The organism is Allocoleopsis sp. (assembly GCF_036703385.1).
GTDB lineage: Bacteria > Cyanobacteriota > Cyanobacteriia > Cyanobacteriales > Coleofasciculaceae > Allocoleopsis.
In genome coordinates this window covers 1-11,634 of sequence record NZ_DATNPA010000266.1, presented here as the reverse complement: position 1 = coordinate 11,634, position 11,634 = coordinate 1, and the positions used below count along the sequence as shown (strand labels likewise).

General features: G+C 49.3%; 10 protein-coding genes. 4 read left to right on the top strand and 6 right to left on the bottom strand.

Translation table 11 applies throughout. The features are described 5' to 3' along the window. From V6C93_RS12765 to V6C93_RS12745, 5 genes are all read right to left on the bottom strand, one after another. On the bottom strand, positions 1-2,041 hold a 2,041-nt coding region (locus V6C93_RS12765), incomplete at its 3' end, for a translation initiation factor IF-2 N-terminal domain-containing protein (protein WP_333477034.1). Positions 2,042-2,447: 406 nt separating this feature from the next. Beyond that, complete coding sequence (locus V6C93_RS12760; RefSeq protein ID WP_333477033.1) at positions 2,448-2,735, bottom strand: YlxR family protein; 288 nt, start codon at positions 2,733-2,735, stop codon at positions 2,448-2,450. 136 nt (positions 2,736-2,871) lie between these two features. Then, the gene (gene nusA / locus V6C93_RS12755) at positions 2,872-4,161 is read right to left on the bottom strand and encodes a transcription termination factor NusA (RefSeq protein ID WP_333477032.1); all 1,290 of its coding nucleotides are present in this window, start codon (positions 4,159-4,161) and stop codon (positions 2,872-2,874) included. Positions 4,162-4,453: 292 nt separating this feature from the next. Further along, complete coding sequence (rimP, locus tag V6C93_RS12750) at positions 4,454-4,915, bottom strand: ribosome maturation factor RimP (protein WP_333477031.1); 462 nt, start codon at positions 4,913-4,915, stop codon at positions 4,454-4,456. A 271-nt stretch (positions 4,916-5,186) separates the two neighbouring features. Beyond that, positions 5,187-6,686, bottom strand: coding sequence for a hypothetical protein (locus tag V6C93_RS12745; RefSeq protein ID WP_333477030.1), 1,500 nt, complete (start codon positions 6,684-6,686; stop codon positions 5,187-5,189). A 331-nt stretch (positions 6,687-7,017) separates the two neighbouring features. Here V6C93_RS12745 and V6C93_RS12740 point away from each other — a divergent pair, with 331 nt between their 5' ends. Continuing rightward, positions 7,018-7,707, top strand: a complete 690-nt coding sequence (locus V6C93_RS12740) for a peptidoglycan-binding domain-containing protein (RefSeq protein WP_333477029.1) — start codon at positions 7,018-7,020, stop codon at positions 7,705-7,707. A gap of 147 nt (positions 7,708-7,854) precedes the next feature. On the opposite strand, the gene V6C93_RS12735 is transcribed toward V6C93_RS12740, so the two are convergent. Beyond that, the gene (locus V6C93_RS12735) at positions 7,855-8,616 is read right to left on the bottom strand and encodes a DUF928 domain-containing protein (protein WP_333477028.1); all 762 of its coding nucleotides are present in this window, start codon (positions 8,614-8,616) and stop codon (positions 7,855-7,857) included. A gap of 252 nt (positions 8,617-8,868) precedes the next feature. On the opposite strand from V6C93_RS12735, the gene mnmA reads away from it, so the two are divergent. From mnmA to V6C93_RS12720, 3 genes are all read left to right on the top strand, one after another. Next, positions 8,869-9,933, top strand: a complete 1,065-nt coding sequence (gene mnmA, locus V6C93_RS12730) for a tRNA 2-thiouridine(34) synthase MnmA (protein ID WP_333477027.1) — start codon at positions 8,869-8,871, stop codon at positions 9,931-9,933. Between the two features lie 135 nt (positions 9,934-10,068). Continuing rightward, on the top strand, positions 10,069-11,250 hold the full coding sequence (sat, locus tag V6C93_RS12725; protein WP_333477026.1) for a sulfate adenylyltransferase: 1,182 nt from the start codon (positions 10,069-10,071) through the stop codon (positions 11,248-11,250). Between the two features lie 255 nt (positions 11,251-11,505). Further along, the coding region (locus V6C93_RS12720; RefSeq protein ID WP_333477035.1) for a twin-arginine translocation signal domain-containing protein at positions 11,506-11,634 on the top strand (129 nt) is incomplete at its 3' end.

The following is an 11,634-nucleotide window of genomic DNA, read 5'->3' as shown; positions in this document are numbered from 1 at the left end:
TATCAATATCGGCTTTCAACTCCTCAAGGTCAGCTACCAGAAGTACCATGTCGAGTAGCTTATCGACGCCAATATTTTGTTTGGCACTAATCGGCACCATAATCGTATCGCCACCCCATTCTTCTGGCTGCAAACCTTGGTCAGTTAATTCCTGCTTAACGCGGTCAGGCTGGGCTCCGGGTTTGTCAATTTTATTGATGGCAACAACAATGGGAACTTCAGCCGCTTTGGCGTGGCTAATCGCTTCAATGGTTTGAGGTTGGACGCCATCATCAGCAGCCACCACCAAAATAGCGATGTCTGTGACTCGTGCTCCACGCGCCCGCATGGCGGTGAAGGCTTCATGTCCCGGAGTATCCAGGAAGACCACCTGCTGGGTTTGACCGTCATGGTCAACATCGACGTGGTAAGCGCCGATATGCTGGGTAATCCCACCCGCTTCGCCCTGCGCCACTTTGGTTTCGCGGATAGCATCGAGCAGGGTGGTTTTACCGTGATCGACGTGACCCATAATGGTGACGACGGGTGGACGCCTTTGCAGGCTTTCCATATCTTCCGCATCCAACATTTCTGTAACCTTAGTTGCAGCGGATGCTTCTTCGGCCGTTTCAACGGTCACGCCCAGTTCCTCTGCCACCAAACTGGCTGTGGGGATATCCAGGGTTTGGGTGATGCTCACTGCCATTCCTTTGAAGAACAGCTTTTTAATAATCTCTGTTTCCGCAATCCCCAAGGCTGTTGCCAGTTCTCGAATTGTCACAGAGCCAGTCAATACGATAGTTTCTGGGCGCTCTGGAGTTGCTTTCTTATCCCGTTGGCGATCGCGATTATCTGACTTGTTGCTGTGATCGCTGCTTCTGGCTCCAGGCTTTCTCCTCTGGTTTGCCATAGGCATTGCAGCCGCTGCGGGTTGTTTTTGGCTTGACTTCGGTTTGGCCGGACGCGCCACCGCTTGAGTGGCAATGACTGGTGCTCCTAGTTCAGCCAGCTGATCTTCAATGTCTTCCTCATCATCTTCAAAGAGTTCAGGTCGCCGCTTGAGCTTGGCTCCGGCTTTCCCGGCCTTAGCCAGCTCTTGCGACTCATCATCTTCATCAACCCATTCTTTCTTTTTCGGGGGTCGAGGAGGAGTCAGTCGCTTCGGTGCCTTCAACTCCTTGATGTCGGTCGATATCCCCTCGATATCATCTTCTGGCCCCGCCAATTCATCATCTAGCAGCTTGCCTCCTGTTAGAGTTGCTGCCAGAGCATCTTGGCCTTCCCTATGGGGTTGGGGTCTTTTTGGCGGCCCCTGAAGTTTAGCGGGTATTGGAGCTGGCGGGGGTGAAGCTCGACGCCCTGAAGGTGAGGGTTCCGAAGTCGTTGTGGGTTGAGGGGAACTAACTGCCTGACGCGGTGCAGGAGTCCCGCTCGGTTTGGCTGGCGCAACCTCCTGTCGATCTCGCTTTAAAACGGGTCGCTCAACCTGTGTCAGCTGAGCAGGTTTTGGCGGTGTTGGTCTTAATGGGGGGCCAGCAAGTTGGGCAGGCTCAGCTTCAACCTGAGCCTCTGTTGGTCTTGTCTCTTCTAATTCATCTGGGAGTTCCAGCTCAGTGGTCGGCTCAGGCGGACGTTCTGGCTGCTTAATGGCAGGTCGATTCAGTGTCGGCTTATTGAGGGGGGTCACTGATGGCTTGACGGGGGGTTGAGGAGGAGTTCCCACTCTATTGTCCTCCTGTTGAGATCTAGAACTGGTAGGAGACTTTGGCTTTATTCCGACGATTTGTTGCCTGGGCTGGCCCTTGGGGCGGGCAGCAAATTTATTCAATGGCGCTCCTGTTCCTCCTTCTGTGGAGGCAGCGCTAACACGGCTTTTTACAGCCGTTGAGCGGTCAGAGAATTTTTCTGAAGCCGCACGAATACGTTCCGCCTCCGATTCCGTGATCGTACTACTGTGACTTTTGACCGCAATATTGAGATCTTCACAGATATCCAAAATGTGCTTATTGTCCAAATCCAATTCCCGTGATAACTCGTAAATTCTGACTTTGCCGTTGTTCATCCAGTATTTCCCCGTCGTAACTACCAGTTTTACACCATATCGCCATGCTCGAATGACTGTTTGCTCATTTGTTTTGTATCCAATGGATAGAGTTGTTATCTGTTGTGAATGTGAATCCGCTTCGCAATTAAGTGCTCAACCATCAAGGATTGAAATGGGTCTGTTTCCCCTCAACCCGGTACTTATTTGTCAAAGGGTTAAACCCTTCCTCTCTAATCTTGCACAAATCTTAAAAAAACTGATATAGGTTTTGTGTTATTTCAAGTTTCGGCTTTCTTATCCTGTATCGGTTGCTGATTCAGGTTGAGCCGACTGCACCTCCCGTCGAGAGAACCCAAACAACCACTCCCTCTTTTCTATCCTAACGATTGCTTCGATTCCCTGAAAGCATTTGATGGCTTAAGAGTTATACCTCCCCTTTTCCTGGTCGATTTTCTGTTGCTGGCATAGCGGCTAAACGCTGCCACAGGATGTCATAAAGCTCTTCTGGCACCGAGGTGCGAAGACTCCGCCCCAGTCGGTTTTTTTTTTGAGCCGCCGCCAGACAACTTGATTGAGGACAGATGTAAGCAGAACGCCCCATCCCCTCGTCTAATTGTACCTGTCGCGATGGGTAGACTCGGACAACGCGCCAGAACGCTTTTTTAGGGGCTACCTTACGGCAGCTCAGACAACGACGATTGTTAGGCTCCATAGAACGGGTGAGAGGTTTTGTACTTCTTCAGGCAAACAGGTGTTGTTGTCTGTTAAAACAGCTTCAGGCGTTTAAATTGACTAGCGATCGCGTTGGATAGGTACATACCAACTGAACACCAAGCCAAAGCTGTCTCCTACTCTTCTTCTTGATAGCCTTGATAGCCTGTTTCAACCACTGGATCGGCATTAGTCAGATTCAGGGTTTCTACTGCTTCTTCTTCATCCTCTGGAATCTCGTCAACATCAGGAGTACTCGCTTTCAATGCCTCTATTTTGCGATGTTCGGCTTCGTAGTCGTACTTAGCAACATCTTTAATATCTATCTTCCAACCGGTCAGGCGGGCGGCGAGGCGGACATTCTGACCTTCTTTGCCAATCGCTAAACTGAGCTGGTCTTCCGCCACTAAAACATGTGCCTGACGGCCTTCTGGATTGACCAATAACACCTGATCCACTCGCGCTGGGCTGAGAGCGTTGGCGATATAGGTGGATGGGTCAGGCGACCAGCGAATGACGTCAATTTTTTCACCCCGTAATTCATTGACTACGACTTGGATGCGCGATCCCCTAGCACCAATACAAGCACCGACCGGATCGACATCTCGTTCTAGAGTATCTACTGCAATTTTAGTACGAGGGCCAACATGTCGAGAGGGAGGATTGGCTTCCCGTGCTACTGCTACAATTCGCACAACTTCGTCTTCAATTTCCGGGACTTCGTTGGCAAATAGATAGACGACCAAACCCGCCGCCCCCCTAGAAACGACAAGCTGAGGACCCCGGTGAGGGCCTTCGCGCACTTTTTTGAGATAAACCTTAAACGTCGCATTGATGCGATAGTTGTCGTTGGGCAGTTGTTCCCGCTTAGGCAGCTCTGCTTCTACCTCTGGCTGACCAAAGCCACTAGTGATCGCCATAATCACCGACTGCCGTTCAAACCGCAAGGCTCTGGCTTGTAAAACGGTGCCTTCGAGCTCTTCAAACTCTTCTTGAATCAGTTTGCGTTGCTGGTCTCGTAGTTTTTGAGATAGCACTTGCTTGGTTTGAATGGCTGCCATCCGTCCAAATTCACTTTGGTCTGGCGTCACATCTAAAACGACCGAATCCCCCAATTGGGCTTCAGACGCTACTTCCTGAACTTCTTGCAAGGAAATTTGATGGTCGCTGTTGCTGACCTCTTCAACAATGGTTTTGGTAGATAGAACCCGGAAGCCTTCTTCTTCAATATCGAGATCGACTTCAAAGTTGTCGAAGTAGTCTTCTTCAAAATGGTATCGATCCAGGCGTTGAGCGCGACGATAGCGCTCATATCCTTTTAAAAGTGCTTCTCGTAGCGCTTGTTGAACGGCAGATTTCGGTAGATTGTGACTTTGACTGATCTCTTCGATCATCTTTTTTAGGCCGGGTAGGGCAACTATTGACATAAGCAAATCTCCGTAGTGGATGATATAGATAAAAAGTGAACGGTTTGTCTATGGGTTGAAAGTTAGCCAATCCAACGTTTTAACCGAAGCGACCCTACCCTTGTAGAAGGGCTAGGCCGGAAGACGCTACCGTTTTCTGCTTGCTCCCGGAAGGAGACACTTGCGCTGGCTCCTTTGGAACTTCATTCACTGGGAAACGGAAATGATCGCCTTCTCAGAAGCTACTTGGCTAAAACGAACGACCAGCCAATAGGCGTCTACAACCTGTTCCGCTTCAACCTTCAACCCGAATTCAAACCTTATCTTCCAACTGCACCGTAATTACCAGTTGACGGGGAATAGCGATCGCACGACCTTTTTGGTTCAGGTAAACTCCGGTGTCATCCCGGCGAATTAACTGTCCACGCCACTCCGTATGCCCTTCATAGGGTTCAGATGCCTTGACAATGACAGAGAACCCTCTGAAAGAAATAAACTCTCGGTCTGTGGTCAGCTCACGCGAGAGTCCAGGACTGGAGATTTCCAAAACATAGGCGTCTGGAATCAGATCTAAAGCATCTAGTTTTTCTTCCAGTGCCCGACTCATCCGTTCACAGTCATCCAAACTGGTATCATCAGCGCAGTTACGAATATCCACACGCAGTACGGGAGGGCGTCTGTTCGTGTGAAAAACTGCCCCCACGACTTCCAATCCCAGGTCTTCAGCTACTGGCGTCGCTAAATCGATGAGTTGGGGAATTAAGGGATGAGTCATTGAAGCACTCCAACAACAAAAAAAGTGGGTCAACCCCACTTCCAGGTAAAATTTCTTCCAACAAGAAGCCCCGCAGCAAATCGCAAAGACTTCCTGCTATGTTCGAGTGTAGCGCAATCTGCTCTCCCTGTGACGGGCGATTAGGGATTGGGGAGTAGGGAGTAGGGAGTAGGGAGTAGGGGAATAGAGATTTTCTCGTTGTGCCCAAAAGGCATGAGGTCTAGCTTGTCTCCCTTCCAGTCTGGAAGTCCCAAGTCCCCCCTCAACCGTATTACTGTTGAGCAATTTGGCGGATGGCTCTAGTTTGTTCTAATATTTCCTCTAAATCTTGTTCAGACATGCGCTCGACATAGTTAATTTTGATTTCCTCCAATAAATCCGTCAGTAAGGACTGAACTCTTTGTAAGGTCTGCTTTGCCTGCATCTCTGTTCCTACGGCTTCGCTCAGGTGTTCGATGAGTCGTTTAAATAGTTCTTCCCCGACAGGGTCTTCTTCTATGGCCGCGTTGAGACCCTCGTAGACCGCCTGGGTGATATCTCTTGCTAGTCGCTCAGTCAGTTGGTGCTGAAGTCCAACGAGTCCTGGTAATTGCTCTAGCGTTTGGTAGGCTGGAGACTGCTTGATAGCCTTGTCCAAGTTATGTTGTAGCAAGGCTTCTACGTCAGGTTGGATTTTGGGAAGAACCCGATGAACCACGAGCTGCGTCATCAAAGTAGTAAGCGCGGCTACTTCATCTGTATTATTAATATCGACATAGGGACGAACCTCTCGTTTGGAGAGTAACCTAGCCATGTCTCCCTCGCGAATTGAGCTTTGAACTTGATTAATGACACGAACCACTACAACTTCTGTGACATCTTCAGCGATCGCAGCAACGAATCCTTGACTGACTTGTTGTTGGATACGTTCTAGGTCTATGAGTTTAGCCTGGTTCAAGCGAATTGTGACTGGGATGATACGCAGCAGCAGGCAATAGCGCAAGTAGGGAACTAACGAAAACGGCAGTATCAGAAAGATGTCGTACCAACGCCATAGCATGGCATCTCGCCAACTGACTCCTGTGTGACGACGACTGATCAACCAGGTACGCGCCAGAAACTCTAAGCCAAACAGAAGGACAAAAAGTAAGTCAATGCTCCAAAAAAGGTCTATAAATTCACCATTTTCTCCAATGGGACGATAGTAGTTAGTTTCTATTAAAGGTCGAATCTCCCCATTGAAAAAAGCCAGTTCTTGTTTTGGAGAACCTGTAGCTAAGTAGTTTTGGCTCCAGAACCTTCTAAATGACTCTTTGGCTGATGCATCTGTACGGTTAAATACATGCTCACGCATCTTATTTTTAATTCTTTCCAGGGTGCCTGTCTTATTGGCCAGCTCAAAGGGATTGGAATCTATCATTTCTACGCTACGACTGCGTAGATCCTGGAGAATGACTTCTACCTGTGGCGATCGCAACGGGGTTTGGCTAATCTGGTTTTCCAATTCTTCGACCCTATCCAAATACTTCTGCGTATCTCGGTGGGGTTCAATACCTTTAATTGGGTCATACCACTTGGCGATCGGTGGCAGGGGAACCTTAATAGTTTGATTGAGCAAAGGAATCGTGATTCTGCCCTGAAGCCAGAAATTTCGCAGGGGGATGTAACTCAAGTCAAACAGGACTAGTAGCAGGTTGGCTGATGCGATCATCGCCATACCTCGTTCAAACCACAGGCTCCGGCGCACTTGACTTTGATTCTTGATGGGGGTCAGTGTTGGCAAGGATGACATAATTTTTTGTCATAAGAGATTATTCATCTCAGAGTATCGAAGTCCAGACGCCATTAATCTACTATTGCAGAGGCATCAAAAGCAGTTGGGTATAGGACTGGATTACGCTTCTCAATTCTCCACTCTACAGATATCGATACATCCGTGGCAGCAGAGTCATAAAATGGCTAGTCATCCTTGAGTTTTGCCCATCAGATTGGTATTGCCTAAAGCGAGAAAAAATATTATATCAATAAGAAAAAACAGCCAATAAGAAAAAACAGCATCTTTCAGCTTAAACTATACCTGTTCAAAGTCTTATCTGGCTCCATCAGTGGTGTGAGGAATATAGATGATGTGGAATCGATACGGACTGCCAATCGCTATCATTGGCGTGGGTTTAGCCGCAAGTGTCGTAAGTGCCGAAGTCTCTTTCGCCGCCCGTAGCCGGGACTATACCCCAGGCGAGTTGCGTGCTATTCTGCGTGGCTTCGGATACAACGTTACGTTAGGAGATACTCTCAGAGATGAGGCAACCCGAACGGCTATTCGACAGTTTCAGCAAGGATATAAGCTACAGGTTGATGGCGTAGCTGGCCCTATTACTCAGAATCTGGCAGCCGATTTAGTGAAAATTCTGAAAGCCAATCTAAATTTGGTTCTTCAGCCCAGCCCTGCCTTACCCATCAACCAGTTTTGGGATGCAAAAACCGAAGCAGCTGTAAAGCGGTATCAGCAGAGTTCTAATTTGTCAGAGACGGGAATTGCGAACCTACAACTTCGCCAGAAACTTGACACAGAAGCCGAAGGAATTCTAAATCAGAGTTCTCCCACCCCGAAACCAAGCCCGACCCCAGCCCCAACCCCAGCCCCAACCCCAACGCCAACCCCACGAACGACACCGACGCCAAAACCAACTCCGACCCCACGGGCAACACCACGAACCACGTCGCCCTCGCCGTCACCCAGCCCATCGCCTTCATCGTCACCTAGTCCCTCGCCTTCGCCGTCACCCAGCCCATCACCCTCGCCATCACCTTGAAGCTCTTACAGAAGGCTGAACTGGGGCAATATCCAGCCTTCTGTACTAGCGTCAGGCTTGAGTGGTAGACAAGTGTTATTGAAATCTGGCTCTTCCAAGCTCGCCCTTCAACCCAGTAAGGGCGAGTAGTTGACCATTGACCGCTGACTACTGACCATTGACCCCTGAATTAGCTGTACAGCACTCAACTAAAGGTTCATTGGCGATCGCATCTAAATTAACTGAGTTTAATAGTTCTTTCCAGGCCGCAATTACTTTAGGGTCACTTGGGCGCTCCTGGCGCAGCTGAGCCAAAATGCTCACGGTTTCTTGCCAAATGCTTGCCCCTGCGTACACTTCAGCCTTTTGCAGGGGTTGTGTTGCTTGATCGAGCTTAGCTTTATCTACCACGCTCAGTTCTTTGCGCTCAAGGTTCCCTTCAACATAGGGATCCATTGAGTGATCCTCAGAGTTACACTGCAACATCAACACCCAGCGATAAGTCTTGCCAGGAGCTAGAGAAACCGTCTTTGGTAGGCTCAGTTTTACGACACCAGGAACACCCGTCAGTGCCAGTGTGGTTTCGTAAACTTCATTTTCCTCACCGTCAAGAACCATAAATTTTGCGGACTGGGCTTTTGTTGTGGGAACGTACCAAAACAAGGTGGGATTAGATGAAATGGTTGTCCCCACATTATTGCTAGGAGCCAAAACCGTTAAAGAAGGATTGTTCTGATTGATACAATTGGGACTCCGCTGCCCTCCTCCAGTTGTTCTAGTCGGTGCGCCAATGTTGGAGGCTGGCGGGAAGGTTACACTAACTAATTGTGACTGTGCTTTTAGTTGTGGCGCGATCGCAAGACCAACCAGTTCTGCACAGAGGACAACGGCAAAAACACCCGGATATAAACAATTCTTCTGCCAACCCATACTGACAATTTCTCCCAGTTAAATGAACGCGATGTACGTGGCGTGCAACCGAGGCTCTTGAACGAGTGATGACATTGTATGGATTAATGGTATTCTGATCACCTTGTTTAAGGTGGTGCCTGTCAATAAATAGTCATGTTTTTATCAATAACTTCTATGCTCCAGGATGGAGTGCGCTAATAGGCGATTAACACTCGGATAGATGTTAGCCTAGAAAAAGAATTATATTTCAAGCATACTACGTGTGATTTCATGAACAGAGTCGTCGTCGGCCTCTCTGGTGGAGTAGACAGTTCTGTCGCTGCCGCTACCCTACATCGTCAAGGATACGAAGTCGTTGGTCTAACCCTGTGGTTAATGAAAGGGAAAGGTCAATGCTGCTCTGAAGGGATGGTCGATGCGGCGTTCATCTGTGAGCAACTGGGGATTCCCCATCATATTGTGGATAGCCGCGATGTGTTTCAGCGCTATATTGTGGATTATCTGGTTTCGGGGTACGAAGCCGGAATCACGCCTTTGCCTTGTTCACAGTGCAATCGAGCGGTGAAGTTTGGCCCCATGCTGAGTTATTCCCGCGAGCAGTTGAGGATTGACCAAATTGCCACAGGTCACTACGCCCGAATTCAGTATGAGGCAACGAGCGATCGCTATCAATTGCTCAGAGCCGTAGACTTGACAAAAGACCAATCTTACTTTCTCTACGACTTAACTCAAGAGCTACTGGCGGGAACCCTGTTTCCCTTGGGAGAACTCAAGAAAACGGAGACGCGACGCCTAGCGGCTGAATATAACCTCAAGACAGCCGATAAGCCAGAAAGCCAAGACTTATGCTTGATTGAATCTCATGGTTCCATGAAAGCCTTTCTGGACAAGTACATTACCCAAACCTCCGGTGAGATTGTTGACGTGGAGGGGAAAGTCTTAGGACAGCATAACGGGATTCACCATTACACGATTGGACAGCGTAAGGGCATCGGGATTGCGGCGGCTCAACCCCTGTACGTGATTGGGATAGACGCGGGACGAAACCAAGTGATTGTTGGCGATCGCACCCATGCCACCCAGCCAGAATGTACAGTAGGACGAGTAAACTGGGTCTCGATCCCTGAACCCACAGCTCCCATTCGAGCGACCGCGCAAGTCCGCTACCGTTCCCCTGCCGTACCCGTGACTGTGATTCCTCTGGAAGCCAACCGCATGAAATTGGTCTTTGATGAACCTCAATTTAGCGTCACCCCAGGACAAGCCGCTGTGTTGTACGAGGGGGATATCCTGCTAGGGGGTGGCATTATCGAACGACTGGCGGCGGCTGGTTAAAGTAACGGTGCTTCGGGGAGTTTGGATTCCCCGAAGAGAGACTACTTCTCAGAGGAGGGTAACTATCAGTAAAATTGCCGTTGTATAGAAAGAAGATTAATTTGGAATTACAGTCTACGTAGAAAGGGGATCATTTTGAGTCAGCATCCAGAGAGCATTGCCCCCCACGGCGGTCAGCTCATTCACCGTATTGCCTCGCACAACCAGCGGCATGAATTTTTAGATAAAGCCGACTTTCTCCCCAGAGTCCAACTCGACAAGCGGGCAACCTCCGATTTAGAAATGATTGCCATTGGGGCATTTAGTCCCCTGATTGGCTTCATGGAGCAAGCCGACTACGACACAGTGGTTGAGACGATGCGGCTAGCCAACGGTTTGCCTTGGTCAATTCCGGTCACACTGTCTGTGGATGAGGCCGTAGCAGAACGTTTAAAAGAAGGCAGCTTGGTGCGTTTGGATGACCCGAATGGAAACTTTGTTGGTGTTTTAGAGCTGACTCAGAAGTATCGTTACGACAAAGTTCGGGAAGCGGTGAATGTTTACCGCACCGATGAGGAAGAACACCCTGGGGTTAAAGTCGTTTATGACCAGGGAGACGTTAATTTAGCTGGCCCGGTTTGGTTGTTGCAACGCGACCACCATCCCCATTTTCCCTCCTACCAAATTGACCCCGCGAAATCCCGTGCTCTTTTTCAAGAAAGGGGTTGGAAAACAGTTGTCGGATTCCAGACACGCAATCCCATTCACAGAGCGCACGAATACATCATCAAGTGTGCCCTAGAAACAGTAGATGGTCTGTTCTTACATCCCCTCGTCGGTGCCACAAAGAGTGACGATATCTCCGCTGAGGTGCGGATGCGCTGCTACGAAATTATGCTGGAACTTTACTTCCCAGAAACCCGTGTGATTCTGGCGATTAATCCAGCGGCGATGCGCTATGCGGGGCCGAGAGAAGCAATTTTCCACGCTCTGATTCGTAAGAACTATGGCTGTACTCACTTTATTGTGGGTCGCGACCATGCCGGTGTGGGTGACTATTATGGTACCTACGATGCCCAGCACATCTTTGATGAGTATGAGCTAGGTGAACTGGGGATCGTGCCGATGAAGTTTGAACATGCCTTCTACTGCAAGCGTACTGAGCAGATGGCAACCACGAAAACTAGCCCATCCAGACCGGAAGAGCGGGTGCATCTATCTGGAACGAAAGTTCGGGAGATGTTGCGTCGAGGTGAGTTGCCGCCGCCAGAGTTTTCACGCCCTGCGGTAGCCGCAGAATTGGCAAGAGCCATGAATATTACCAATTACGAGATTTGATGGGTGCAGGATGCGTGTGGTCATCAGTAGTTGGTTGAGACTGACACGGGGACATGAGGACGCGGGGACGCAAAGAAAGTTTCTGGACATTACCAACTGGTTTTGACTGCACCCGTGCGGGATAGCCATGCCACAGAGTTTAACTTCAGGCTTCATGATGTCAGCGCTCCCATCCACGATGAAAATCGATCTCCCCCGATTTACAATTCCCAATTCGACATTCCTGGTAGGCTGATAGCTGATAGCTGATAGCTGATGGCTGATATGGGACTTAATCGGCGGACTTTTCTGCAAAAAGCTGGTTTGGGGCTAGCCGTGCTGGGAGTGAGCGAGACTGTATCATCACTCCTGGGTGATAAAAGCTTAGCCGTACCCGTGTTGGAT

What these genes read in the sequence shown, in the direction of transcription:
- V6C93_RS12760 (WP_333477033.1), bottom strand. Translation starts at nt 2,735, where the DNA reads ATGGAGCCTAACAATCGTCGTTGTCTGAGCTGCCGTAAGGTAGCCCCT.
- nusA (WP_333477032.1), bottom strand. Translation starts at nt 4,161, where the DNA reads ATGTCAATAGTTGCCCTACCCGGCCTAAAAAAGATGATCGAAGAGATC.
- rimP (WP_333477031.1), bottom strand. Translation starts at nt 4,915, where the DNA reads ATGACTCATCCCTTAATTCCCCAACTCATCGATTTAGCGACGCCAGTA.
- V6C93_RS12745 (WP_333477030.1), bottom strand. Translation starts at nt 6,686, where the DNA reads ATGTCATCCTTGCCAACACTGACCCCCATCAAGAATCAAAGTCAAGTG.
- V6C93_RS12740 (WP_333477029.1), top strand. Translation starts at nt 7,018, where the DNA reads ATGATGTGGAATCGATACGGACTGCCAATCGCTATCATTGGCGTGGGT.
- V6C93_RS12735 (WP_333477028.1), bottom strand. Translation starts at nt 8,616, where the DNA reads ATGGGTTGGCAGAAGAATTGTTTATATCCGGGTGTTTTTGCCGTTGTC.
- mnmA (WP_333477027.1), top strand. Translation starts at nt 8,869, where the DNA reads ATGAACAGAGTCGTCGTCGGCCTCTCTGGTGGAGTAGACAGTTCTGTC.